Raw genomic sequence first — 25,861 nt, 5'->3', positions numbered from 1 at the left:
GTAGAGTGAGTCGGCCCCTAAGGCGAGGCAGAGATGCGTAGCTGATGGGAAACAGGTCAATATTCCTGTACCGATCAATAGTGCGATGTGGGGACGGAGAAGGTTAGCTCAGCCAACTGTTGGATATGTTGGTTCAAGCCTGTAGTCGTGCCTGGTAGGCAAATCCGCCGGGCTTAGATGAGGGGTGATAACGAGTCTGCTTGCAGACGAAGTGAGTGATACCCTGCTTCCAGGAAAAGCCACTAAGCTTCAGCTATTGACGACCGTACCGCAAACCGACACTGGTGCGCGAGATGAGTATTCTAAGGCGCTTGAGAGAACTCAGGAGAAGGAACTCGGCAAATTGATACCGTAACTTCGGGAGAAGGTATGCCCCAAGTAGGTGAACCTGTACAAGGCGAGCCCAACGGGGTTGCAAAAAATCGGTGGCTGCGACTGTTTAATAAAAACACAGCACTCTGCAAACACGAAAGTGGACGTATAGGGTGTGACGCCTGCCCGGTGCTGGAAGATTAAATGATGGGGTGCAAGCTCTTGATTGAAGTCCCAGTAAACGGCGGCCGTAACTATAACGGTCCTAAGGTAGCGAAATTCCTTGTCGGGTAAGTTCCGACCTGCACGAATGGCGTAACGATGGCCACACTGTCTCCTCCTGAGACTCAGCGAAGTTGAAATGTTTGTGATGATGCAATCTCCCCGCGGAAAGACGGAAAGACCCCATGAACCTTTACTGTAGCTTTGTATTGGACTTTGAACAGATCTGTGTAGGATAGGTGGGAGGCTTTGAAGTGAGGTCGCTAGATCTCATGGAGCCAACGTTGAAATACCACCCTGGTGTGTTTGAGGTTCTAACCTAGGTCCATTATCTGGATCGGGGACAGTGCATGGTAGGCAGTTTGACTGGGGCGGTCTCCTCCCAAAGCGTAACGGAGGAGTTCGAAGGTACGCTAGTTACGGTCGGACATCGTGACGATAGTGCAATGGCATAAGCGTGCTTAACTGCGAGACTGACAAGTCGAGCAGATGCGAAAGCAGGACATAGTGATCCGGTGGTTCTGTATGGAAGGGCCATCGCTCAACGGATAAAAGGTACTCTGGGGATAACAGGCTGATACCGCCCAAGAGTTCATATCGACGGCGGTGTTTGGCACCTCGATGTCGGCTCATCTCATCCTGGGGCTGTAGCCGGTCCCAAGGGTATGGCTGTTCGCCATTTAAAGAGGTACGTGAGCTGGGTTTAAAACGTCGTGAGACAGTTTGGTCCCTATCTTCCGTGGGCGCTGCAGATTTGAGGAAGCCTGCTCCTAGTACGAGAGGACCGGAGTGGACACACCTCTGGTGTATCGGTTGTCACGCCAGTGGCATTGCCGAGTAGCTAAGTGTGGAAGAGATAACCGCTGAAAGCATCTAAGCGGGAAACTCGTTTCAAGATGAGATCTGCCGGGGCCTTGAGCCCCCTAAAGAGTCGTTCAAGACCAGGACGTTGATAGGTCAGGTGTGGAAGCGCAGTAATGCGTTAAGCTAACTGATACTAATTGCTCGTGCGGCTTGACCCTATAACTTTGATAGCCAATATGCAAACTGTAAGGAATGTGTGAAAAGCTCAAAGATTGTTATGCCAAGTTGACGCAGTCAAAAGACACAAAAATCTGATTCCAAACTCTATGAATTCGCCGAGCTGTTCCTCGAACAGCTCAGCACCCAGTTATGCCTGATGACCATAGCAAGTTGGTACCACTCCTTCCCATCCCGAACAGGACAGTGAAACGACTTTGCGCCGATGATAGTGCGGGTTCCCGTGTGAAAGTAGGTCATCGTCAGGCTCTTACAGCCCAAATCGCCCTTCTGCTCAATCGAGTAGAGGGGCGTTTTGCTTTGTGATTCAAGAATTCTCTTTCTTGCCCCTTTCTATGCAGCTCCAGGATATTTTGTATTCCCAAGGTTTTGGCACCCGCCGTGTCTGTGCGGGGCTGGTTCAGCAGGGCTGGGTTTCTATACGCGGGCCATCGTCTGATCGTCAGGATTACGAGCCGTGCGTCGATGCGACCGCTGAGCTGGACCCAGAAGGCCTGCAGCTGCAGGTCCAGGGCTTTAATTGGCCCTACCACGCTAAAGCCTATGTGCTGCTGCACAAACCAGCGGGGACAGAGTGCTCTCAAAAACCCTCAACCTATCCCAGCATCTATACCTTGTTGCCAGCCCCTTTGCGGCAGCGGCCGACAAAAAGTGCGGTGCAAGGGGTGCAGGCCGTAGGACGGCTGGACCAAGACACCACCGGGTTGCTGTTGTTGAGCGATGACGGGCAATTCATTCACCGCATGAGTTCGCCCAAGAAACATGTGCCCAAGATTTATCAGGTCACCACCAAACATCCAGTCGATGAAAAACAGATATCGAGCTTGTTGGCGGGGGTGGTTCTGGACGATGACCCCAAGCCGGTAAAAGCGGCGGCTTGTGAGCAGACTGCGAGCCATCGGCTGGACCTCACCCTGACCGAAGGCAAGTACCATCAGGTCAAGCGCATGCTTGCTGCCGTCGGTAATCGTGTAGAGGAATTGCATCGGTCGCAGATCGGTGCTCTGGTGTTGCCCGCTGACCTGCCTCCTGGGGCATGGAAATGGCTCAGCCAGGAGGATCTATCCTTGCTGGCTCAGTCGTCCTGAGGGGTTTGGGCCAGATGGTGAAGCGCTACTTGGTGTGCGATCTGACTAAGCGAAGCGACCGCTACATCTCTGAAAGGATTCGATGATGACGAGAGCGTGGCGGCGAGTGCGCTGACTTGACGAATCCCTGATGAGCCCCAGTGGTCGCCAGTCGAGTGAAGTGCCTTTTTACTAGTCGGAATTCGTTCACATCAAGAATGTTACGTGTTTTGCCCCAAGGTATTGGTAAGCGCACAGCTACACTTCTCGGCTGTGTTGAAAGTGTTTCTGTGAAGATTTTCTCGATTGCACGCGTGTGCATTGTCTTGGGTGGGCTGTGGATCTCAATAGGGGGGGCACTGGCTGCCGCGCCTCCACTGTTTGTGCTGAACTCCCTCGAAGCCAATGTCAGTGTTATTGACCCGGTGACCTGGACCGAGACGGCCCGCATTCCGACGGGCAAGGAGCCGCACCATCTGTATCTCACGCCGGATGAGAAGTCGATCATTGTGGCCAATGCGTTGGGGGATACGCTGACGTTTCTGGATCCGCGCACCGCGCAGATTCAGCGCACGGTGCGGGGCATTGTGGACCCATACCACCTGCGGTTCACACCCGACATGAAGTGGTTCATCACCGCTGCCAATCGTTTGAACCATGTGGATTTTTACCGTTGGGACGGGAAGGAGTTGACCCTCGTCCAGCGGGTGGCCACCTCCCGGACTCCCAGCCATTTGTGGATCGACAGTCGCAGCACCACGGTGTATTCCACCATGCAGGATAGCGATGAGCTGGTGGCCATCGATATCGCAACGCAGACGATCAAGTGGCGCACCAAGACGGGTGCTATGCCGGCGGACGTATATGGCAGCCCAGACGACAAGCGCCTTTTTGTGGGCCTGACGGGTAGCGACAGCGTGGAGGTATTTGACGTCTCGGGACGCGAGCCCGTGAGCATCAAGAAGATCAAAACGGGCAATGGTGCCCACGCTTTTCGCGCAGCTGGCGACGGGCGCCACCTGTATGTCAGCAACCGGGTGGCCAATTCCATCAGCAAGATCGACATGACCACCCAGCAGGTGGTCGAATCCTATCCGGTACCCGGTGGGCCGGACTGTATGGAAGTGTCGGCCGATGGCCGCTTCATTTATGTGAGTTCCCGCTGGGCTCGCAAGCTCTCTGTGGTGGATACCGAGGCCAAGAAGGTCGTGCGGCAGGTCACTGTGGGCAAGTCGCCCCATGGCGTATGGACGCTGCAACACGCGCCCCGCTGATTGGCGATGGTGTGCGGGCGTCGGTGCCTCGCAGGGGAGTGTCTCTGCGATTTTGTTTTGCTATATATTTTGTAGCTGCTAGCGCTTTTTTATCAAGCGCTAGTGCCCAAAAAGACTGTAAAAAGCCTCTCTATCTGACCTTCGATACTGGCCATATGGCCGTGGCGCCTTTGGTCGCCGACGTTCTCGCACGCCAGCAGGTACGCGTGACGTTTTTCGCCGCCAACGAACGCACCCAGGAAGGGGATGGAAGCCTGGGCGAACACTGGGCTTCCTGGTGGCACGCACGGGCCGCAGAGGGACACGAATTTGCATCCCACACCTGGGACCACACCTATTGGCGCGCGGATCTGGGATCGGCTCAGGCCCCTTCGTTCCGTGTTCGACCATCGGCCGGGCCGCGCGCTGGGCAGGATTTTGTGCTGACGGCAGCCGGTTACTGTGAGGAGATCGCTCGGGCCGCAGATCGGTTGAAGCACGTGACCGGCAAAACACCCTTGCCCTTGTTTCGCGCCCCAGGTGGAAAGACTTCGCCGCAGTTGCTTGCCAGTGCCCGCGCATGTGGGTACACGCATGTGGGGTGGTCACCGGCGGGATTCCTGGGCGATGAGTTGCCCAGTGAAAAGGCCAGCAACACCACGCTGCTGCACAAGGCTTTGCGGGATGTGCGCAGTGGTGACATTCTGCTTGCGCACCTGGGGATCTGGTCACGCAAGGATCCCTGGGCGCCTGCCGTGCTGGAGCCGCTGATCGTCGGGCTGAAGGAGCGCGGATTCTGTTTTCGCACGCTGCGAGAGCATCCTGACTACGCGCCTTTAATGGGGCGCTGACTGCAGTGGTGGAGGCGAGGCAAATCGTGGAGGCCGTTCGGAGCAAGGGCGTGTGTGGTGAGAGATAGACGGAGCATGACGCAATGGGTTGGCTAGGCAATGGGTTTGATGCGGCTCAGCAATGGCTTTTCGAGAGCCTGTTGCAGCCAGTGATGTTTGCTATCGGTTTGGGGAACCAGCTCGAAAATGGCTACGAGGCCGCTGGATGGGTGCTGGTGGGGCTGCTGCAGCTGGTGGTGATCGCTGCAGTGATTGGCCCATTGCAGCATTGGCGGCCGGTGGAGGCGGTGACCGACCGCGCGACGATCCGCACCGACATTCTCTACACGCTGATTCACCGGCTGGGGCTGTTTCGCCTGGGTCTCTTCCTCGCGGTGGACCCGTTGATGGATTCCATCTTTGGGGCATTGCGTGTGGCTGGCATCAGCACCTTCCAGCTTGATGGCCTCTGGCCTGGGTTCACCGACGTACCCTGGGTCAGCCTGCTGCTGTACCTGGTGGTGTTCGACTTCGTGGACTACTGGATTCACCGGGGGCAGCACCACTTTGAATGGTGGTGGCGCCTGCATTCCTTGCACCACGCGCAGCGCCAGATGACCATGTGGAGCGACAACCGCAACCATCTGCTGGACGACGTGCTGCGCGACACCATCCTCGTGGTGGTGGCGCAGCTCATTGGCGTTGCACCTGGGCAGTTCATCGCTATCGTGGCCATCACGCAGCTGAGCGAGAGTTTCCAGCACGCCAATGTGCGCCTGTGGTTTGGGCGCTGGGGCGAGCGGCTGTGGATCAGCCCGCGTTTTCACCGCATGCACCACAGCATCGGCATTGGCCACGAGACCGTCCAACCATTGTCGGAGGAGGCTGCCGCTGCGCAAGGCGCCAGATACCGCGTGGTGCTGGGCGGGCACAACTTCGGCGTATTGCTGCCCTGGTGGGACATGCTGATGCGCACGGCCAACTTCGAATTGCGTTTTGATCCCACGGGCGTGCGCGATCAGGTGGAGCCAGGGCCAGATGGGCGCTTGCGCGACTATGGCAGGGGCTTTTGGTCGCAGCAATGGCGGGGTGTTCTGAGGCTGCTGGGCAAGGCCTGAAAGACCCTCCACACGGTCAAGAAGGTATGCTTGTCGGCATGGGACTTTTGCTTGATTCTTTCTGGCGTGCTGCGGCCTATTGCCTGCGGCCCCGCGTCATGGCTCTGTCCGTTTTGCCGTTGCTGCTGATGGTGGCGCTGGCGTTGGGGCTGGCCTATTTTTATTGGGACGGAGCCGTGCAGGGCATGCGCGCGCTGCTGGATGCCTCTCCGCTTCTGGCCAGCTTCTGGAATTGGCTGCAAGGGTGGGGGTTGGGTGATGTCACCTCCGTCGTGGCGCCCCTCATGGTGGTTTTGGCGGTGGCTCCGGCTTTGGTGGTGGTCTCGCTGCTGGTGGTCGCGGTCCTCATGACCCCCGCATTGGTGGCGTTGGTGGCGGATCGGCGTTTCCCTGTGCTGGAGCGCAAGCAGGGTGGCTCCTTCATCGCCAGCGTGGCTTGGTCGGTCAGCTCCACCGTGCTGGCATTGATCGCCTTGGTGGTGTCGGTGCCCCTGTGGCTGGTGCCACCGCTGGTGCTCATCCTGCCCCCCTTGATCTGGGGGTGGCTGACCTACCGCGTGATGGTGTTTGATGCGCTGGCTGACCATGCCAGCAAGGAAGAGCGGCAAGAGATTTTCCGCCGCCACCGCAGCAGCCTGCTGGGCATTGGCATTCTCACCGGCTACCTCGGGGCGGCGCCCAGCATCGTGTGGGCCTCAGGCGTGGTCTTTGCTGCGGCTTTTTTTATCCTGGTGCCGCTTGCGATCTGGATCTACACCCTGGTTTTTGCGTTCTCTTCCCTCTGGTTTACCCACTATTGCCTGGCAGCCCTGGAGCGCTTGCGCGCAGAGGGCGCAGGGGGAACACCCGTTGAGGTGTCTACCCTGAAGGCTGCAGACGCGGGGGAGCCCGCGCATTCCGCGCTGCCGCCTGCGGCGTCGCCCACTGCTGTTCTTTCTGCCCCCACATCTCCCGCCAACGGAACCCCTGCACCATGACCCCATCTTTCGGCCTGATCATCGTGGGTGATGAAATTCTGTCCGGCAAGCGTGCCGACAAGCACATGCCCAAGGTCATTGAACTGCTGTCAGCGCGAGGGCTTTCGCTGGCCTATGCCGACTATGTAGGTGACAACCCGGACCGCATCACGGCCACGCTGCAGCGCGCTTTTGCGTCGGGTGACGTGGTGTTTTCCTGCGGTGGCATTGGCGCAACGCCGGACGACCACACCCGCCAATGCGCCGCGCGCGCCCTGGGCCGGGACCTGGTACTACACCCCGACGCTGAGGCTCTGATCCGCGAGCGCATGCAGGACGTGGCCCAGGAGCAGGGTGTGACGTATGAGCCGGACCGTCCCGACAACGTGCACCGGCTCAACATGGGGGTGTTTCCGGCAGGTGCCCACATCATTCCCAACCCTTACAACAAGATCCCCGGGTTCAGCTGCGAGGGCGGTCGTGGAGGGGCCGTGCATTTTGTTCCTGGATTCCCTGTAATGGCCTGGCCGATGATCGAGTGGGTGCTGGACCAGCACTACGCAGCGTTGTTCAACCGCACGCCACAGACCGAGCAGTCGGTGGTGGTCTATGGGGCCATGGAAGCGGCTTTGACGCCCCTCATGGAGCGCATCGAAAAAACGCACCCGAACGTTCGGGTGTTCAGTTTGCCCAGCGTGGATCATCCACAATACGGGCGGCATATTGAACTGGGTGTCAAAGGTCCTGCTCCCCTCGTTCCCGCTGCATGGCAGGATCTGAAACGGGGATTGCACGAGTTTGGTGCAAATTGCGGCCCTGAATTGGTGCGCAGCTTGTGATGCCCTGTGTTGATAGCAGGTTTGCACTAAATTGGTGCAGTTCGGTGGGTGCTCCCTCGGCCTGCAGTCCTTAGTGCTCCTTCATAGTGCGGCGGCTGCACCCAGCTGGCACGCAAACTGCTTTTATTTCAGCAAATTCCTTTTTTCAACAAGCGTTTTATCCAGGAGAACCTGATGGCCAAGACCGTTGCAGACGTGATGAAGATGGTGAAGGAGAACGAAGTCAAGTTCGTTGACTTCCGTTTCACCGATACCCGTGGCAAGGAACAGCACGTGACCGTGCCTGTGTCCCACTTCGACGAAGACAAGTTCACGTCCGGCCATGCATTTGATGGCTCCTCGGTAGCCGGCTGGAAGGGCATTGAAGCCTCGGACATGCAACTCATGCCCGACCCCAGCACCGCCAACATCGACCCCTTCTTTGAAGAAACCACGCTGTTCCTGCAGTGCGATGTGATCGAACCCGGTGATGGCAAGGCCTACGACCGCGATCCACGTTCCATCGCCAAGCGCGCTGAAGCCTACCTCAAGGCCTCTGGCCTGGGCGACACGGCGTTCTTCGGCCCAGAGCCAGAATTCTTCATCTTCGACGGCGTGCGTTGGTCCAACGAACCCGGCAAGGTCATGTTCGAGATCGAAGAGTACGAAGCCCCCTGGAACTCGGGCGCCAAGCTCGAAGGCGGCAACCGTGGTCATCGTCCCACCGTCAAGGGTGGCTACTTCCCAGTGCCTCCCGTCGACAGCACGCAAGACATGCGCGCTGAGATGTCCCTGATCCTCGAATCCCTGGGCATCCCGGTCGAAGTGTTCCACCACGAAGTGGCGGGCGCTGGCCAGAACGAAATTGGCACGCGTTTCAGCACGCTGGTCGAGCGCGCCGACTGGACGCAGGTCCTGAAGTACGTGGTCTGGAACGTGGCCAACGCCTACGGCAAGACCGCCACCTTCATGCCCAAGCCCTATGCTGGCGACAACGGCTCCGGCATGCACGTGCACCAGTCCATCTGGAAGGACGGCAAGAACCTGTTCGCTGGCGACGGCTATGCCGGCCTGAGCGACTTTGCGCTGTACTACATCGGCGGCATCATCAAGCACGCACGTGCCCTGAACGCCATCACCAACCCCGGCACCAATTCGTACAAGCGCCTGGTTCCTGGCTTTGAAGCCCCTGTGAAGCTGGCCTACTCGGCCCGCAACCGCTCGGCCTCGATCCGCATTCCTTACGTGGCTAACCCCAAGGGCCGCCGCATCGAAGCGCGTTTCCCTGATCCATCGGCCAACCCATACCTGTGCTTCTCGGCACTGATGATGGCGGGCCTGGACGGCGTGGAAAACAAGATCCATCCCGGCGAAGCCGCCACGAAGGATCTGTACCACCTGCCACCCGAGGAAGACAAGCTGGTGCCCACCGTGTGCCACAGCCTGGACCAAGCGCTCGAATATCTGGACAAGGACCGTGGTTTCCTTACCAAGGGTGGCGTCTTTACCGACTCCATGCTGGATGCCTACATCGAACTCAAGATGGGCGAAGTCACGCGTTTCCGCATGGCACCTCACCCTGTCGAGTACGACATGTACTACTCCCTGTAATCGCCTGCCTGCAGGCCATTACCCTCACAAAGGCGGCCCCGGCCGCCTTTTTTTATTGCGCTCAAGGATCGGGTTTCGCTGAAACGGAACCACTGGCTGGGCCGTTGCATCCTTGTACAAAGCCCTGTGCGGGGCTGCTGGTGTTGGATTGGCGATGTGTGGCGATTGGGGGATACTCCCCGAACCCCTGCATGGCAGTGCGAGGAAACCGAATGAAGAAAACGCTCATCACCCTGTTACTGATCGCCGCGACGGCTCCCGCCGCATGGGCGCAAGACCGCATCTACCGTTGCGGCAACGAATACACCAACAACGCCCAGCAGGCCAAGGAGCGCGGCTGCAAGCTGGTTGAGGGAGGCAACGTCACCGTGGTCCAGGGCACCCGACCTGCAGGCGCAGCAACGGCAGCGCCAGCGGCGGGAACCGGGGCTGGGGCGGGCACAGCTCCCGCCGCATCTCCCCCGTCTGCACCCCGTGTCGCCACCAACGACCAGAAGGCCCGCGATGCCGATGCCCGTGCCATCCTCGAATCCGAGTTGCGCAAGGCCGAGGCGCGCCATGCCGAGCTGGTGAAGGAATACAACGGTGGCGCGCCGGAGCGCAACGCGCTCGACCTGCGCAACCCGCAGCGCTACATGGAGCGCACGGCAGAACTCAAGGCCAGCGTCGCCCGCAGCGAAAGCGATATCGCAGGCATCAAGCGCGAAATCGCCCGTCTTCCGGCCAACTGAATCTCTTTCCCTCGTTTGGCACGCGTGTGAGTTCCTCTCCCCTTACAGAAGCCCCAGCCTCCGACACGGGGCGCTTTCATTCGCTGGACCTGATGTCCACCCTGGTGGCGGTGCTGCGCGCCGATGGCGCTGTGCAATTCGCCAATGCAGCGCTGGAGAACGCGCTCGGCCTCTCGCGCCGCACCCTGGAGGGGGTGGACTTCTCCACCTTCTTCACCGACCCCGCCTTGCTACAGACCGCATTGGCGGGCGCGCGGGGCAAGGACTTCGCGGCCCTGCGGTATGAAGCCAGCCTCAAGCGCCAGCACCAGGACCCGGTGCCCGTGCATGTGAGCGTGGCCGATGCCGAGCAGGTCGGCGAAATCCTGGTGGAGCTGTGGCCGCTGGAGCAGCAGGCCCGCCAGGACCGCGAGGAGCGCCTGCTGGACCAAGCCCAGGCCAACAAGGAGTTGATCCGCAACCTGGCCCACGAGATCAAGAACCCGCTGGGCGGGATTCGCGGTGCTGCGCAACTGCTGGAGATGGAGCTTGAAAGCCGCGAACTGACCGAGTACACCCAGGTCATCATCCACGAGGCCGACCGATTGCAAAGCCTGGTAGATCGGCTGCTGGCACCCCATCGCCATCCCCACCTGGTGGGTGACGTCAATATCCATGAGGTGTGCGAGCGCGTGCGGTCTCTGGTGCTGGTGGAATACCCCCAGGGCCTCAAGGTGCTGCGCGACTACGACACCTCGATCCCTGAGTTCCGTGGCGACCGCGCCCAGCTCATCCAGGCACTGCTGAACATCGTGCAGAACGCAGCCCAGGCGCTGACCGAGCGCATCGCAGAGGGTGAGGCGACGATCACACTGCGCACCCGCGTTGCGAGACAAGTAACGTTTGGTCGCCAACGCTATCGGCTGGCACTGGAATTGCATGTCATCGACAACGGACCGGGCGTGCCCGACACGATCAAGGAGCGGATTTTTTACCCTTTGGTATCGGGTCGGGACGGCGGGTCAGGGCTGGGGCTCACGTTGGCACAAACCTTCGTGCAGCGCCATCATGGGTTGATCGAATGCGACAGCGTACCGGGTCGCACCGATTTCCGCATCCTGATTCCCTTGCCTTAAAAGCGCAGATGGTCCCTGACACGCAACCACAGGGAAGGTAAGAAAAACATATGAAGCCGATCTGGATAGTAGATGACGACCCCTCGATCCGCTTCGTCCTCGAAAAGGCGCTGGCCCGCGAGAACCTGCCTACGCGCAGCTTCACGCACCCCCGCGAAGTGCTGGACGCGCTGGCCGATATCACCTCCGGAGACCCGGCGCGGCAAGGCCCCCAGGTCCTGGTAAGCGACATTCGCATGCCCGGCGGCTCCGGCCTGCAACTGCTGGAAAAAGTCCGCGAACTGCAGCCCGGCCTGCCCGTCATCATCATGACGGCGTACTCCGACCTGGATAGCGCCGTGTCGGCCTTCCAGCGCGGCGCGTTCGAATACCTGCCCAAGCCGTTTGACTTGCCCAAGGCGGTGGAGCTCATCCGCCGCGCGGTCGAAGAAAGCCAGCGCGAGGAAGTGACCGAAGAGCGCCAGGCCGAAGCCCCGGAGATGCTCGGTCAGGCGCCCGCCATGCAGGACGTGTTCCGCGCCATCGGCCGCTTGAGCCAAAGCCAGGTCACCGTGCTCATCACCGGCGAATCGGGCTCGGGCAAGGAACTGGTGGCGCGCGCGCTGCACAAGCACTCGCCGGTCGCAGACGGGCCCTTTGTCGCCATCAACACGGCGGCCATCCCCAAGGACCTGCTCGAATCTGAACTCTTCGGCCACGAGCGCGGCGCCTTCACCGGCGCGCAGACGCAGCGGCGGGGCCGCTTCGAGCAGGCCGAGGGCGGCACGCTGTTCCTCGATGAAATCGGCGACATGCCGTTCGATCTGCAGACGCGCCTGCTGCGTGTGTTGTCGGACGGCCAGTTCTACCGTGTGGGTGGCCATGCGGCCGTGAAGGCCCATGTGCGCGTGATCGCTGCCACCCACCAGGATCTGGAGCGGCGCGTGAAGGAGGGGGGCTTTCGCGAAGACTTGTTCCACCGCCTCAACGTCATCCGCCTGCGCCTGCCCGCGCTGCGCGAGCGGCACGAGGACGTGCCCGTGCTCACTCGCCATTTTCTGCAGCAAAGCGCGCGACAACTGGGCGTGGAGCCCAAGCGCATTGCCGACTCGGCCATCGCACGGCTGGAGCAGTTCGCCTTTCCGGGCAATGTGCGCCAGCTGGAGAACATCTGCCACTGGCTCACGGTGATGGCGCCCGCGCAGGTCATCTCGCTGCAGGATCTGCCGCCCGAAGTGCTGGAAGCGCCCCTTTACCAACCTGCTCCCCGTCCCGGCAGTGATCCGTCTGCGGCGGTAGCTGCCGTGCACGCCGTTGCGGCCCCAATGCCAACCCCTGCGCCAGCGGTGGAGCTGGTGGGAGGGCTGCCACAACCTGCCACTGTCGCCACGCAGCCCTTGGTGGGCGGTATTGCGGCCTCTGCCACCCCGGCGCTGGGCGCTACGCCCCACTGGCCCGCCGAGGCGCAGATGGCGACGGGTTCGGGCGGGATAGCTGCCACCGTTGGCACTGCGGCGACCTGGGAGCAGGCGCTGGAGACCGAGGCGCAGAAGCTGCTTGCGGGCGGCCAGCCCGAAGTGTGGGACGCCCTCACGCGGCGGTTTGAATCGCGCCTGATCCGCACCGCGCTCACCGCCACCCATGGGCGCCGCATGGAAGCCGCGCAGCGCCTGGGCATTGGTCGCAACACCATCACACGCAAGATCCAGGAGCTGGGCCTGGATGCGCCCGATGAGGCATAAATAGCCTCTAGCGCTTGATGGTAAGGCGTTATTAGCTATAAATTTTGTAGTGCTTGAGGTGGGTCTACCTTGGCGGATGCCGGGGCAGACACACCTCCCAATGTCCTACAAGCAGGCCCTCCTTGGGCCGACCCAGCCCTCCGGGAGTGACTTCAACAATGAAGGCACTGTCAACCAACCGGAGAGCTTCTATGTCGGATTTCAACGATGCCAACCGTGACCCTTTGACCAATGAACCGGGTTCCCATCCCGTCGGAACCGGGGTTGGTGCTGCCCTGGGTGGCGCCGCTGCAGGTGCCGCAGCAGGTGCCTTTGGCGGCCCGGTCGGCGCAGCCATTGGTGGCGTGGCCGGTGCGGTAGCCGGCGGCCTGGCGGGCAAGGCTGCCGCCGAGGCGGTCAACCCCACCGAGGAAGATGCCTACTGGCGCGAAAGCTTCCACCGCGAGCCGTATTACGTGGGTGGCCGCACCTACGAACAATACCGCCCTGCCTACGAACTGGGCTGGTCGTCGGTGGGCCGCTATGAAGGCGATTTTGAGGCGGTGGAACCCCGCCTGGCCGATGACTGGCGGGCGCGCCATTCGGACGGCCTGGCCTGGACGGATGCCCGCCCCGCCGCCCGCGCCGCCTGGGAACGGGTCTCGCGCTCCAGCCTGAACGACGACCGCCCCATGGATGTCGTGGACAACGAAGACGTGGTGGATGTGCTCAACGACCTGCTGGAGTCGTCCCGCGATGGCGAATACGGCTTCACCGCCTGCGCCGAGCATGCCGACTCTGCCCAGCTCAAGAGCGTGTTCCAGCGCCATGCGCGCGAATGTGCGGCCGCCGCTGTCGAACTGGAGCACGAGGTGCGTCGCCTGGGGGGCGAGCCTGCTTCAGGCGGCACCGTGGCTGGCGCGCTGCACCGCGGCTGGGTGTCGGTGAAATCCGCACTGTCTGTGCACGACGACAAGGCCGTGCTGCAGGAATGCGAACGCGGCGAGGACGCTGCCGTGGCCCGTTACCGCAAGGCCCTGAAGGCCACCCTGCCGCTGGATGTGCGGGCCCTGGTAGAGCGCCAGTCGCAGGGCGCGCAGCGCAACCACGATGAAGTACGTGGCCTGCGCGACACGTTCGCCAATAGCTGATAGGGCACAGCTTGCGCGCTGGGGTTTCGTTCAGGGGCCCCCGGCGCGTCGCAAGTCATAGGCCATAGGGATTTTTGGGCGCAGCTTTCTTGCGCGCCGATTCCCCAATAACAAAAGGCTGCAAGGATTCTCCTTGCAGCCTTTTTTGCATGCCGGGCTTCCAGCTTGTTGCCGCACGGCCTGCGTCGCCAAGGGTTGTTATGCCATGGTGAGCACCACCGGCGCGTGGTCGCTGGGTTGTGGGTTCTTGCGGGGGGCGCGGTCTACCGTGCAGGCGGTCACACTCGCACGCAGTGCATCGCTCACCAGAATGTGGTCAATGCGCAGCCCCCGGTTCTTCTGAAACCCGAGCATGCGGTAGTCCCACCATGAGTAGCTTTTCTCGGGCTGCTCGAACATGCGGAATGTGTCTGTCAGGCCCAGGGCAATCAGGTCCTGAAAATGCTGACGCTCTTCCACCGTGTGGTGGATGGTGTCTTTCAGGCCCACCGGGTCGAACGAATCGCGGTCTTCGGGCGCTACGTTGAAGTCACCCAGCAGCGCCAGGCGCGGGTGGGCCAGCAGCTCTTCACGCAGCCAGCGGTGCAGCGCCGCAAGCCACAGCATCTTGTAGGCAAACTTCTCCGATCCCGGGGCCTGGCCGTTCACGAAGTAGCAGTTCACCAGGCGCAGTTCCCCGTCGGGCGTGTCCAGCGTGGCGGCAATGACGCGGGCCTGCTCGTCCGTGTGCCCGGGGATGTTGCGCACCACGTCGCGCATGGCGTGGCGGCTCAGGATAGCGACGCCGTTGTAGGTCTTCTGGCCAAAGGTCACGGCCTCATAGCCCGCCTCCTTGAACGCGTCGTGCGGAAACTTGTCGTCAGTGAGCTTGAGCTCTTGCAGGCACAGCGCATCGACCGGGTTGGCCGCGAGCCAGGCCAGCACCTGGGGCAGGCGGACGGTGAGGGAGTTGACATTCCAGGTGGCGATTTGCATGTTATTGGCCTCCAGCGATTGATGGATAAGCGCTAAGTGCTATCAATTGATGAGCTTTTCATTCCGGCGCCGTGTCAACCTGCGCGCACGTAGGTCACAAAGCTGAAGGGCAGCCCCTTGGTGCTGACGTGGCGGCTGCGTGCGGATTCTGTCCACGGCGCACCCAGCGTGGGCGCGTAGGCATCCCCGTCGAAATCCTGGTCGATCTCGGTCACTTCCAGGCGGTCGGCCAGGGGCAGGGCCTCGGCGTAGATCTGCGCGCCGCCGATCACCCACACCGTCTGATCGGCAGGTGCCTTCTGCAGCGCATCCTGCAGGCTGGTGGCGCGCACGGCGCCCTCGGCCTGCCAGTCGCCCTGGCGCGTGACCACGATGTTGGTGCGGCCGGGCAGGGGGCGAAAACGCGGGGGCAATGAGTCCCAGGTCTTGCGGCCCATGATGACGGCGCAGCCCTGCGTGAGTTGCTTGAAGTGCGCCATGTCCTCCGGGATGTGCCATGGGATGGTGTTGTCCTTGCCAATGACGCCGTTGGCGGCGCGGGCGTAGATGAGGTGCAGGGGCATGGTGGGGCCTCCTTGTTTCAGATATGCAAGGCGGCGAGGGCGCCCACGCCCAGGCCCACGGCAGCCACGCCGTACATGCCGTACTCCAGCCATTTTTTCTTGGTCAGCAACGCAATGGCGGCCAGGGCGATCGCCACCTGCAGCGCCGTGGTGGCCTGTGCCCAGCGGTGGTGCTGGTGCATCTGGGCCTCGCTCTTGCGGTCGAACTCATGGGCGTCGGCTTCGAGTTTTTCGGCCACCACCTTGATCTCGTTTTTCTCGGCCTCGTAGCGCTCCACCTTGGTCTGGTAGCCCGCCTTGCGGTCATCGGGCGCCAGGTCGCGGGCCAGCTCGGCCAGGGATTGCTTGGTGCTCTTGGACTGGAAGTAATTCCACTGGTTGGATGCTTCGGTCTTCTTGATGGCTGCGTCGTTCTTGAGCAGGCCGGCATTGGCTTGCGTGGCGCCGCCCATGTAAGCAAAGATGGCACCCACCGTGGCCACGATGGCGGTGAACATGGCGATCTTGTTCATCGACGAGTTGCTGTCGGTGCCGTGCGCTGCAGCGTGGTCGCCGTGGGTGGCATGCTCCACTGCGTGGTCGTGGGGGCCGTGTACGTGAAATCCGCCGGAAGACATGGATAAAAGCTCGTGGTGTTGGGTGGAAGCAGGCAAGGCGCTGTTGACTCTGCCCTTGGGACTCAAGAGGTAGGGGGTACCAAAGAGGGATGTCGGCTGATCAAACGGCCACAGGAGCCTTGATGGCGGGGTGGCACTGGTAGTCCAGCACTTCAAAGTCTTCGTACTCGTAGTCAAAGATGCTGTCGGGCTTGCGTTTGATGTTCAAGACCGGGTAGGGGTAGGGCGTGCGCGCCAGCTGGGTCTGCACCTGCTCGTGGTGGTTGCTGTAGATGTGGCAGTCGCCGCCGGTCCAGATGAAGTCGCCCACATCCAGGTCGCACTGCTGGGCCACCATGTGGGTCAGCAGTGCATAGCTGGCGATGTTGAAGGGCACTCCGAGGAAGATGTCTGCGCTGCGCTGGTACAGCTGGCAGCTCAGCGTGCCGCGCCCGCCGGGTTCTTGCGCCGGGGCCACGTAGAACTGGAAGAACGCATGGCAGGGCATGAGCGCCATCTTGTGCAGCTCGGCCACGTTCCAGGCGCTCACGATGATGCGGCGCGAGTCGGGATTCGTTTTGAGCGTATTGATCACATCGCTGATCTGGTCGACGTGTCCGCCGTCCGGCGTGGGCCAGCTGCGCCATTGCACGCCGTACACCGGGCCCAGGTCGCCGTCCTCGCGCGCCCACTCGTCCCAGATCGTGACTCCGCGCTCTTTCAGCCAGTTGTTGTTGCTGGAGCCCATCAGGAACCACAGCAACTCCTGGATGATGGATTTGAGGTGCACCTTCTTGGTGGTGACCAGCGGGAAGCCCTCTTTCAAATCAAACCGCATCTGATGACCGAACACGCTGGTGGTGCCGGTGCCGGTGCGGTCGGATTTGTGCACCCCATGGGTGAACACGTGGCGCATGAAGTCTTCGTATTGTGAGCGGACGGGGCGGGCGTGTTCTGTCATGGCAGTTGGAAGGCGAAAGACGCGATTTTAGGGGGCGGCTGCCGGCAGGAACCGGCTAAGCTCGCAGACCTTTTCGCCCAGCTGCCCTTTCTAGAAAGAAGCCCCCGATCATGCGCCCTGTCTCTCCAGCCCCTTTGTCACGCGCCGTGCTGGCCGCTCTTGCGTTGGCGGTGCTGCTGCCGGGTTGCGTGGGCACGGTACCCACCGCGCCCACTGCGCCGCGCAAGGTCGCGCGTCCTGTGCCCAACGACGTACCTGCCGCGCCCGCCAATCCCTGGGGGAACCTGCAAACCCAGGTAGGCAACTATCCGGTCGGGGGCTCAGACTTCCTGCGTGCCGGCCCGCTGGCCGAGCGGCTGCGTGGGCTGCTCGGTCTCGCCAACTACAACGTGCTGCTGGACAACCTGCAGGTGAGTGGGCCGCTGCGGCAAGACGGCTCCATGCTCTACATCACCGGCAACCGGCCGGACGCAGGCGACACGGCGGCCGCCGCCATCGTGATCCACGCCGCCACCGACACGGTACGCGTATGGCTGCTGACCGGCGGGGAGGAATGGGACGTGCAGGACCTGGGGACCCCGAAGACCCTGCCGGCCCACGTTGCCACGATGATGGAAAACGCGCGGCGCTGAGCTCGCAGCCGACCTGTCCGCGTGGTGGCGTGCCCAGGATCTGGGCGGGAATGTGTTTCTATAATCGAGAATCATTCTCAAAAAGGCCGTCACGCCATGTCTGCCGCTCATCCCCTGCACGCGCTCTACAGCCACCACCACGGATGGCTGCAGTCCTGGCTGCGCCGGCGGCTCGGTTGTGCCGACGATGCGGCCGACCTGGCGCAGGACACTTTCGTGCGCCTGCTCGCACGGCCGACCGCCATCGCCCCCGACGCGATGCGCGAGCCGCGCGCCTACCTGACCACGGTGGCACGCGGGCTGCTGGTGGACTTCTGGCGCCGGGGTGAACTGGAGCGCGCCTACCTGGCAGACCTGGCCCTGCAGCCCGAGGTGCTGCAGCCATCCCCCGAAGAGCGCCTGGCCGCCGTGCAGATGCTCCACGCGGTCGATGCATTGCTGCAGGGCCTGACGCCCAAGGCGCGCGCAGCGTGGCTCATGAACCGGCTCGATGGCCTCACGCATGCAGAGATTGCCGAGCAGCTGCAGGTGTCGGTGCCCCGCGTGCGCCAGTACCTGGCCAACGCCATGCGCCACGCCTACCACCTGCGTTTTGGCGGCGCGGCGTGAGCAGTGCGGGCTGGACAATGGGCGGCCCACCTGGTGGTACAGGCGACGACCATCCCGTGCCGCCTGCCGTGCTGGAGGCCGCCATCGGCTGGCAACTGCGCCAGGGCGAGGGTGATAACTCGCCGGCGGACGCCCAAGCCCTGGCCGACTGGCTGGCCGCACACCCCGACCATGCCCGCGCCTGGCGCCAGCTGGGCGACATCGACCAGCACTTGGCCCGTGCCGCCGCAGGTCCCGGAGCACGCGCAGCGTTGCTGCTGCCACCGCGCCAGCGCCGTCCTGCCCGTGTGGCGGGCGCCGTGCTGGGCCTGGCATTGGCGGTGGCCTGCGGGGTGCTGGTGCTGGACCGCTACCAGCCCGTGGGCCAGTTGCTGGCCGACCACCGCACCGCCACCGGTGAGCGCCGCACCATCGTGCTGCCCGACCAGACCGTGCTGCACCTGAACACCCGCAGCGCTGTGGATGTCGTGTTCAGCCAAGACCAGCGCGCCATCCACCTGCGCGCGGGCGAGGTGGCCGTGGAAACCAGCCATGCCGACCCGGCTGAGCGGCGCCCGTTCGTCGTGCTGACCGAGGACGGCAGCCTGCGCGCCCTGGGCACCCGCTTCACCGTGCACCGCTGGCCACAGGCGCCCGCTGCTGGCAGCGATGGGGCGCAGGGCAGCGGCGCGCCCGCCACCGAGGTTGCCGTCACCCAGTCGGCCGTTGCGGCCCGCCCGGCGAACTGTGCGGCAGCAGCGTCCGAGCCGTGCGCTGCCGAGCGCATCGTGTCGGCCGGGCAGGGCGCGCGGCTGGAAGGCGGGCGGGTGGACCCGTGGGCGGCCCCGCCCGATGCCGACGCATGGAAGGACGGAATGCTGGTCGTGGACAACCAACCTTTGGGCGAGGTGGTGGCCATGCTGGCGCGGCACCGGGTCGGCCACCTGGGTGTCGACCCCCGTGTGGCCGGGTTGCGCGTGACGGGCACGCTGCCCCTGGCGGACACCGACCAAGCCCTGCTGGCGCTGACCGCGGCCGTGCCGGTGGAGGTGGTCTGGACCACGCGCTGGTGGGTCATGCTCAAGCCGCGTGCTGCGCCCTGAGGATGAAAATACTAAGAAAATCGGCCGCTACCGCTTGATGGGCAAGCGCTGGCAGCTATCAAAAAATGAGTGACTTGGTGCGGCTGATCGACGGTTCCATTCAGTTCAACCCAGATCAACCAGCCGAAGGAGATCAACCCAGAGCGCCGCTGCCAGCCGGCATCCCATCCACCAGCGATGCCGGCCCAAAAAAAGAAATTGCCCCGGCCCCCTCTCACTTTTCGGCACCCGTTCGGCAATCAGACAGAGACCGTGCATCGGCGCGGTTGCCCCTCTTTTCTGACGTGACCGTTTCGGAGCCTGACCCATGCCCTCTGCTGTTTTCCCCTTTCCGCTGAACCCCTGCGCTGCGGCGCTGCTGCTCGCGTTGGGGGCCTCTGCCGTGGCCGCACAGCCAGCCACGGTGCAGGCCCCTGCGGCCCCGGCCAGCGCTGCGGCCGTGCGCGACTACGACCTGCCCGCCGGGCCGCTGGGAGCAGCCCTCAACCGCATCGCGCGCGATGCAGGCTTGGCGCTCACCGCCGATGCGCAGTTGGTGGAAGGCCGCAACGCGGCGCCCGTGCGCGGCCGCTTCGATGCACCCGAGGCACTGCGCCGCGCGCTGGCGGGTTCGGGGCTGGAGCTGCGGCAGGCCACGGGCGGCGTCTTCACGCTGCGCGAGGCATCGCGCCCTGCAGCGCAGGCACCCCGGCTCAGCGATGCCGCCACCCTGGGCGCGGTCACCGTGACGGCCAGCGCCGAGGCAGCGCCCGGCGATTTGGCGCCCGCCTATGCCGGCGGCCAAGTCGCCACGGGCAGCCGGGTCGGCCTGCTGGGTCAGCAGAGCCTGATGGACACGCCGTTTCACATCACCAGCTACACGGCCGAACTCATGCAGGACCAGCAGGCGATCACCGTGGCCGATGTGCTGGCCAACGACCCGTCCGTGCGCACGGTGTCCTACAGCCTGACGAACGCTGCCGCGGGGGGCGACATCTTTCTGATCCGCGGCTTCTCGGTGCAGGACTCCGTGCTGTTCGACGGGATCGGCGGCATCGCCACCAACCGTGCCGTGGCGGTCGAAGCGGCCGAGCGCGTCGAGGTGCTCAAGGGCCCCAACGCGCTGCTCAACGGCATGGCGCCTGGGGCGGGCGGCGCGGTGGGCGGCGCCATCAACCTGGTGCCCAAGCGGGCGGGCGATGTGCCGCTGACCCGCCTGACTACCACTTACCTGTCCAAGGGCAACCTGGGCGGCCACCTGGACGTGGGCCGCCGGTTCGGCGACGACCACCAGTGGGGTGTGCGCTTCAACGGCGTCTACCGTGACGGGAAGACCGCCACCCAGGGCCAGTCCGTCGAGCTGGGCGCTGCGGCGCTGGCCGTGGACTACCGGGGCAGCCAGTTGCGGGCCTCGGTAGATGCCGGCCACCAGACGATGAACAACGAAGCGCCGCAAGGCGCCGCGGGCTTCGGCATCGACGACGCCATCGACATCCCCAGGCCGCCCCGGGCAAGCCATCGCATCGCGCAGGACTGGGAGTTCGCCAGGTCGCAGAGCAACTACCTGTTGGCCAAAGCCGAGTACGACCTCACCCCGGACTGGACGCTCTCTGCGGCGGCCGGTGGCAGCCACACGCGGTCTCGCTACCTCGCCACCGACGTGTTCGTGACCAGCGTGCAGGGCGATGCGCAGGCCACCACGTACTTCTGGCCCAACTGGACGAACTACCGCACCGTGCAAGGCGGCCTGCAAGGCACGGTGCGTGCCGGCGAGCTCACGCACCGCATCCACCTGCATGCGTCGTACCTGAAGAAGGACAGCGGCTTCACGGCGCAGTACTACGGCTTCGACAGCTTCGCCACGAACATGTATGCGCCCGCGGCCACCGCGCGTCCGTCGATCGAAGGTTTCTCATCGCGGCCGCCACAGACCGATTCCTTGCAGTTGCCGTCTGTGGCGCTGGCCGACACCGTCTCGCTGTGGCAAGACCGCCTGTCCGTCACCCTGGGTGCCCGCTACCAGCGCGTGAAGGTCGTCAAGTACGACACCACCACCGGGGCCGGCAGCACCGCGTACGACGAGCATGCGGTAACGCCGGCGCTGGCGGCGGTGTTCAAGCTACAGCCGCACGTATCGCTCTACGGCAATTACATCGAAGGGCTGGTTCAGGGCGATTCAGCGCCACTGGGCACCACCAATGCCGGGCAGGTGTTTCCGCCGGTCCGGACGAAGCAGCGGGAGGTGGGCGTGAAGGCCGATTGGGGCCGCTTCAGCACCACGGCGAGCCTGTTCCACATCCAGAAGCCGAGCGGGCTGGTGGCGTCCAACGGCGATGGCACGTTCACCTACCAGGTCGGTGCAGAGCAGCGCAACCGCGGGGTCGAGCTCAATGTCTTTGGCGAGGTGGCCCGGGGCACGCGCATGCTGGGCGGCGTGACCTTCAACGATGCCCGGCTGACCAAAACCGAAGGCGGCACCTACAACGGCAACGCCGCACCCAATGTGTCGCGCTGGCAGCTCAACCTGGGCAGCGACCACGATGTGGCTGCCGTTCCAGGACTGACGCTGTCGGCCCGCATGATCTCCAGCAGCGCGCAGCATGTGGACGCCGCCAACCTGCGGCGCATTCCGGGCTGGACGCGCTGGGACATCGGTGCCCGCTACAAGACCCGCGCCGGGGGGCGGCCGCTGGTGCTGCGGGCGAGCGTGGACAACCTGTTCAACCGCAACTACTGGTCCAGCGGCTCCGGCAACTGGCTGTATGTGGGAAGTCCTCGCACGGTGACTCTCTCTACCACGGTGGATTTCTGACGGGAGCAGTGCTGCCGTGGGCGGACGGACAAATGGATGGAGGAGGAGGTAGTGGTGTCTTCCCCGGTGGGCCTTGGTGCACGAAATATGGATTAAATTGGCCTCTATCGCTTGATGGGTGAGCGCCAAGAGCTATTGATTTGATAGTGATTTGGGGCATCCGCGACTTCAACCATGCTGGGGGTCCGGCCCCTCTCTTTCTGGTCGGTTAGATACCCTGTTGACACATCTAGGTATAAATCCTGAGTATCTGGTGCAAATTAGTATTTGTGGAGGCATCTGGAGTACCAATCGAGCATTGCAGCATCGGTATCGTTCAGTTCGTCAATGCCGTATGCCTGCACTGGCGTTGAACGGTCGATCCCATACCAATTACGAAGGAGACATTCCGATGCCACATTCCCCCCGTGTTTTTGCTCCTCAGCGCCTCGCCCTGGCCGCTGCACTGGCCCTGTCGCTGTGCGGCGCCGCCAGCGCGCAGACCGAGCTGGTCATTGCCACCGTGAACAACGGCCACATGATCGAGATGCAAAAGCTCAGCAAAAACTTCGAGCAGGCCAACCCCGACATCAAGCTCAAGTGGGTCACGCTGGAAGAAGGCGTGCTGCGCCAGCGCGTGACCACCGACATCGCCACCAAGGGCGGCCAGTTCGACGTGATGACGATCGGCATGTACGAGGCGCCCATCTGGGGCAAGAAGGGCTGGCTGCAGGAGCTCAAGACCGACGCCGCCTACGACGTGGACGACCTGCTGCCCGCCGTGCGGGGCGGCCTGTCCATCGACGGCAAGCTGTTCGCTGCGCCGTTTTATGGCGAAAGCTCGATGCTCATGTATCGCAAGGACCTGGCCGACAAGGCCGGCGTGCAGGTGCCGGAGCGTCCCACCTGGCCGCAGATCAAGGACTTGGCCGCCAAGATGCACGACCCCAAGAACGGGGTGTACGGCATCTGCCTGCGCGGCAAGCCGGGCTGGGGCGACAACATGGCCTTCCTGACCACGCTGGTCAACACCTTTGGCGGCCAGTGGTTCGACATGCAGTGGAAGCCGCAGCTCGAATCCAAGCCCTGGAAGGACGCGATCACCTTCTACGTCGACCTGCTCAAGAACTACGGCCCACCCGGCTCGTCGGCCAACAGCTTCAACGAGATCCTGGCGCTGACCAACTCCGGCAAGTGCGGCATGTGGGTCGACGCGACCATCGCGGCATCGTTCGTGAGTGACCCCAAGCAGTCCAAGGTGGCCGACCAGATGGCCTTTGCCCAGGCGCCCACCATGAACACGCCCAAGGGCGCCAACTGGCTGTGGTCGTGGAATCTGGCCATTCCCGCAGGTTCGAAGAAGGTGGATGCTGCGCAGAAGTTCATCACCTGGTCCACCAGCAAGGACTACATCCAGTTGGTGGCCAAGACCAACGGCTGGGCCAATGTGCCCGCCGGCACGCGCAAGAGCACGTATGCGGCGCCGGAGTTCCAGAAGGCCGCGCGTTTTGCTGCCGCAGAGAAGACTGCCATCGACTCGGCCAACCCCACGGATTCGACCTTGCCCAAGAGCCCGTATGTGGGCGTGCAGTTCGCGGCCATTCCTGAGTTCCAGGCCATCGGCATCGCGGTGGGTCAGCAGATGAGCGCAGCACTGGCGGGCAAGACGACGGTGGACGCCGCGCTCAAGGCCAGCCAGGTGTCGGCTGACCGCGAAATGAAAAAGGCCGGCTACTACAAATAGGCATTCATTCGGCTACTGCGCTGGCCGATCCGGCGCCTGTATTCCTCGCCGTACAAACGTGCGGCTCCGGTACAGCAACCCCGACTCGGCCCACTCGCGACGCCGACTGAACGCCTATCTTTGCTGGACTATTTTCTGAGGCTTCCATGAACCGCCGCCTGCTCCCTCGCCTGCTGCTCACGCCTGCCATGGCCACGCTCTTCCTGTGGATGATCGTGCCGCTGGTGATGACGATCTACTTCTCGCTCATCCGCTACAACCTCATGCAGCCGGACCAGACCGGCTTTGCCGGGCTGGAGAACTTTGAGTATTTCGTCACCGACCCCTCGTTCGGCACGGCGGTGGTCAACACCATCTTGCTGCTGGGTAGTGTGATTCTCATCACGGTGGTGTTCGGCATTGCGATTGCGCTGCTCATCAACGAGCCGTTTGCGGGCCGTGGCATCGTGCGGGTGCTGCTGATTTCGCCGTTCTTCGTCATGCCCACGGTGAACGCGCTGATGTGGAAGAACATGATGATGAACCCCATCTACGGCGTGCTCGCCCAGGTGTGGATGTTCTTTGGCGCACAGCCGGTGGACTGGCTTACCGACCACCCGCTGTTCTCGGTGATCGTCATGGTGTCATGGCAGTGGCTGCCGTTTGCCACGCTGATCTTCATGACCGCATTGCAGAGCATGAACCACGAACAGCTTGAAGCCTCGCGCATGGACGGCGCCAACTACCTGCAGCAGCTGCGCTACCTGTATGTGCCACACCTGGCGCGCTCGGTGGCGGTGGTGGTGATGATCGAACTCATCTTTTTGCTCAGCATCTTTGCCGAGATCTACACCACCACGGGTGGCGGGCCGGGCGATGCGAGCACCAACGTCACCTTCCTGATCTTCAAGCAGGCACTGCTCAACTTCGACGCGGGCGTGGCCTCGGCAGGTGCGCTGTTCGCAGTGTTGCTCGCCAATATCGCGGCGGTGTTTCTGATCCGCATGGTCGGCAAGAACCTTGACAAGTAAGACGGGGCAACGCTCATGACAACGACAAAACGACGCCGCTCCAATTTCCCGCTGGGCCTGCTGGCCCTGCGCACCGCCGCTGCCTGGGGCGTGGCCCTGCTGCTGTTCTTTCCGCTGGGTTGGCTGTTCCTCACGGCGTTCAAGACCGAGTTGCAGGCCATCGCCGTGCCGCCGCAGCTGTTCTTTGTCCCCACGCTCGAAAACTTTCATGAGGTGCAGGAGCGCAGCGACTACCTGCTGTACGCCAAGAACTCGGTCATCACCAGCGTGGTCTCTACCCTGGTGGGGCTCATGCTGGCTGCGCCTGCGGCCTACGCCATGGCCTTCTTCAAGGGCAAGTACACCAAGGACATCCTCATGTGGATGCTCTCCACCAAGATGATGCCCGCCGTGGGCGCGCTGGTACCCATTTATGTGCTGGCGCAAAAGAGCCACCTGCTCGATACGCAGCTTGCGCTCATCATCGTGTTCGCGCTGTCCAACCTGCCCATCATGGTCTGGATGCTGTATTCGCACTTCAAGGACATCCCGCGCGAGATTCTGGAAGCCGCGCGCATGGACGGCGCCACGTTGTGGCAGGAGGTGCGCCTGGTGCTGCTGCCGCTGGGCATGGGCGGCCTCGCGTCCACCGGCCTCTTGTGCCTGGTGCTGTCATGGAACGAGGCCTTCTGGAGCCTGAACCTCAGCGCCGCCAAGGCCGGCACGCTGGCCACACTGATCGCGTCGTACTCCAGCCCCGAGGGCCTGTTCTGGGCTAAGTTGTCCGCCGCCTCGCTCATGGCCATTGCACCCATCGTGGTCTTTGGCTGGTTCAGCCAGAAGCAGCTGGTGCAGGGCCTGACGTTTGGCGCCGTGAAGTAAATGGACATGACTCCCCCCCCGAAGCGCCTCCGGCGCCTCCCCCTCCAGGGGGCGCAGCCAGCGGCCCGGCAAAGCCGGTTCCACGGCTACCGCGCCTTGCGCCCCTGTTCAAACCACCGCTGCTGGCGGATCG

Annotated in this window: 22 protein-coding genes and 2 rRNA genes (1 of these 24 cut by a window edge); 20 read left to right on the top strand and 4 right to left on the bottom strand. The window is 62.9% G+C overall.

What is annotated here, in order from left to right; translation table 11 throughout:
- From EXV95_RS08035 to EXV95_RS07975, 13 genes are all read left to right on the top strand, one after another.
- A 23S ribosomal RNA gene (locus tag EXV95_RS08035) occupies positions 1–1,556 on the top strand; it begins 1,323 nt to the left of the window's first position.
- A gap of 154 nt (positions 1,557–1,710) precedes the next feature.
- Positions 1,711–1,823: ribosomal RNA gene (rrf, locus tag EXV95_RS08030) — 5S ribosomal RNA — on the top strand.
- Positions 1,824–1,910: 87 nt separating this feature from the next.
- The gene (locus EXV95_RS08025) at positions 1,911–2,663 is read left to right on the top strand and encodes a 16S rRNA pseudouridine(516) synthase (RefSeq protein WP_176886440.1); all 753 of its coding nucleotides are present in this window, start codon (positions 1,911–1,913) and stop codon (positions 2,661–2,663) included.
- Between the two features lie 269 nt (positions 2,664–2,932).
- Complete coding sequence (locus EXV95_RS08020) at positions 2,933–3,916, top strand: YncE family protein (protein WP_176886439.1); 984 nt, start codon at positions 2,933–2,935, stop codon at positions 3,914–3,916.
- On the top strand, positions 3,889–4,746 hold the full coding sequence (locus EXV95_RS08015; RefSeq protein ID WP_255484958.1) for a polysaccharide deacetylase family protein: 858 nt from the start codon (positions 3,889–3,891) through the stop codon (positions 4,744–4,746). Before EXV95_RS08020 ends, EXV95_RS08015 begins: the two co-directional genes overlap by 28 nt.
- 83 nt (positions 4,747–4,829) lie before the next feature.
- Complete coding sequence (locus tag EXV95_RS08010) at positions 4,830–5,843, top strand: sterol desaturase family protein (protein WP_176886438.1); 1,014 nt, start codon at positions 4,830–4,832, stop codon at positions 5,841–5,843.
- Between the two features lie 38 nt (positions 5,844–5,881).
- The gene (locus EXV95_RS08005) at positions 5,882–6,820 is read left to right on the top strand and encodes an EI24 domain-containing protein (RefSeq protein ID WP_176886437.1); all 939 of its coding nucleotides are present in this window, start codon (positions 5,882–5,884) and stop codon (positions 6,818–6,820) included.
- Positions 6,817–7,638: a molybdopterin-binding protein gene (locus tag EXV95_RS08000; protein WP_055397185.1), complete on the top strand. Its 822-nt coding sequence runs from the start codon at positions 6,817–6,819 to the stop codon at positions 7,636–7,638. The genes EXV95_RS08005 and EXV95_RS08000 overlap by 4 nt, the downstream gene beginning before the upstream one ends.
- A 174-nt stretch (positions 7,639–7,812) precedes the next feature.
- Positions 7,813–9,228, top strand: a complete 1,416-nt coding sequence (gene glnA, locus EXV95_RS07995) for a type I glutamate--ammonia ligase (RefSeq protein WP_121420585.1) — start codon at positions 7,813–7,815, stop codon at positions 9,226–9,228.
- 212 nt (positions 9,229–9,440) lie between these two features.
- The gene (locus EXV95_RS07990) at positions 9,441–9,959 is read left to right on the top strand and encodes a hypothetical protein (protein WP_055397181.1); all 519 of its coding nucleotides are present in this window, start codon (positions 9,441–9,443) and stop codon (positions 9,957–9,959) included.
- Positions 9,960–10,051: 92 nt separating this feature from the next.
- Positions 10,052–11,074 carry a nitrogen regulation protein NR(II) gene (gene glnL / locus EXV95_RS07985; protein ID WP_176888992.1) on the top strand — a complete coding sequence of 341 codons (1,023 nt, stop codon included), beginning with the start codon at positions 10,052–10,054 and terminating at the stop codon, positions 11,072–11,074.
- Between the two features lie 50 nt (positions 11,075–11,124).
- On the top strand, positions 11,125–12,795 hold the full coding sequence (gene ntrC / locus EXV95_RS07980; protein ID WP_176886436.1) for a nitrogen regulation protein NR(I): 1,671 nt from the start codon (positions 11,125–11,127) through the stop codon (positions 12,793–12,795).
- Positions 12,796–12,986: 191 nt separating this feature from the next.
- Positions 12,987–13,925: a PA2169 family four-helix-bundle protein gene (locus EXV95_RS07975; protein ID WP_055397175.1), complete on the top strand. Its 939-nt coding sequence runs from the start codon at positions 12,987–12,989 to the stop codon at positions 13,923–13,925.
- Positions 13,926–14,123: 198 nt separating this feature from the next.
- On the opposite strand, the gene xth is transcribed toward EXV95_RS07975, so the two are convergent.
- From xth to EXV95_RS07955, 4 genes are all read right to left on the bottom strand, one after another.
- The gene (gene xth, locus EXV95_RS07970) at positions 14,124–14,900 is read right to left on the bottom strand and encodes an exodeoxyribonuclease III (RefSeq protein WP_176886435.1); all 777 of its coding nucleotides are present in this window, start codon (positions 14,898–14,900) and stop codon (positions 14,124–14,126) included.
- A gap of 74 nt (positions 14,901–14,974) precedes the next feature.
- On the bottom strand, positions 14,975–15,463 hold the full coding sequence (locus EXV95_RS07965) for a dihydrofolate reductase (RefSeq protein ID WP_176886434.1): 489 nt from the start codon (positions 15,461–15,463) through the stop codon (positions 14,975–14,977).
- Between the two features lie 17 nt (positions 15,464–15,480).
- Complete coding sequence (locus tag EXV95_RS07960; protein ID WP_055400411.1) at positions 15,481–16,080, bottom strand: DUF4337 domain-containing protein; 600 nt, start codon at positions 16,078–16,080, stop codon at positions 15,481–15,483.
- 100 nt (positions 16,081–16,180) lie between these two features.
- On the bottom strand, positions 16,181–17,020 hold the full coding sequence (locus EXV95_RS07955; RefSeq protein ID WP_176886433.1) for a thymidylate synthase: 840 nt from the start codon (positions 17,018–17,020) through the stop codon (positions 16,181–16,183).
- A gap of 110 nt (positions 17,021–17,130) precedes the next feature.
- On the opposite strand from EXV95_RS07955, the gene EXV95_RS07950 reads away from it, so the two are divergent.
- The 7 genes from EXV95_RS07950 to EXV95_RS07920 all read left to right on the top strand — a co-directional run bounded on the left by EXV95_RS07950 (position 17,131) and on the right by EXV95_RS07920 (position 25,728).
- Positions 17,131–17,652, top strand: coding sequence for a hypothetical protein (locus tag EXV95_RS07950; protein WP_176886432.1), 522 nt, complete (start codon positions 17,131–17,133; stop codon positions 17,650–17,652).
- A gap of 96 nt (positions 17,653–17,748) precedes the next feature.
- Complete coding sequence (locus EXV95_RS07945; protein WP_176886431.1) at positions 17,749–18,261, top strand: sigma-70 family RNA polymerase sigma factor; 513 nt, start codon at positions 17,749–17,751, stop codon at positions 18,259–18,261.
- A 17-nt stretch (positions 18,262–18,278) separates the two neighbouring features.
- Positions 18,279–19,343, top strand: coding sequence for a FecR family protein (locus EXV95_RS07940; protein WP_176886430.1), 1,065 nt, complete (start codon positions 18,279–18,281; stop codon positions 19,341–19,343).
- 307 nt (positions 19,344–19,650) lie between these two features.
- The gene (locus EXV95_RS07935) at positions 19,651–22,134 is read left to right on the top strand and encodes a TonB-dependent receptor (protein WP_176886429.1); all 2,484 of its coding nucleotides are present in this window, start codon (positions 19,651–19,653) and stop codon (positions 22,132–22,134) included.
- A gap of 391 nt (positions 22,135–22,525) precedes the next feature.
- Complete coding sequence (locus EXV95_RS07930; RefSeq protein ID WP_176886428.1) at positions 22,526–23,857, top strand: sugar ABC transporter substrate-binding protein; 1,332 nt, start codon at positions 22,526–22,528, stop codon at positions 23,855–23,857.
- Between the two features lie 146 nt (positions 23,858–24,003).
- On the top strand, positions 24,004–24,867 hold the full coding sequence (locus EXV95_RS07925; protein WP_069105336.1) for a carbohydrate ABC transporter permease: 864 nt from the start codon (positions 24,004–24,006) through the stop codon (positions 24,865–24,867).
- A 15-nt stretch (positions 24,868–24,882) separates the two neighbouring features.
- Complete coding sequence (locus tag EXV95_RS07920) at positions 24,883–25,728, top strand: carbohydrate ABC transporter permease (RefSeq protein WP_056067136.1); 846 nt, start codon at positions 24,883–24,885, stop codon at positions 25,726–25,728.
- The last annotated feature ends 133 nt before the right edge of the window (positions 25,729–25,861 follow it).

The sequence above is a fragment of the Acidovorax sp. JMULE5 genome, from assembly GCF_013376875.1.
Classification (GTDB): Bacteria; Pseudomonadota; Gammaproteobacteria; order Burkholderiales; family Burkholderiaceae_C; genus Acidovorax; species Acidovorax facilis.
This window is presented reverse-complemented; position numbering and strand designations above follow the sequence as displayed.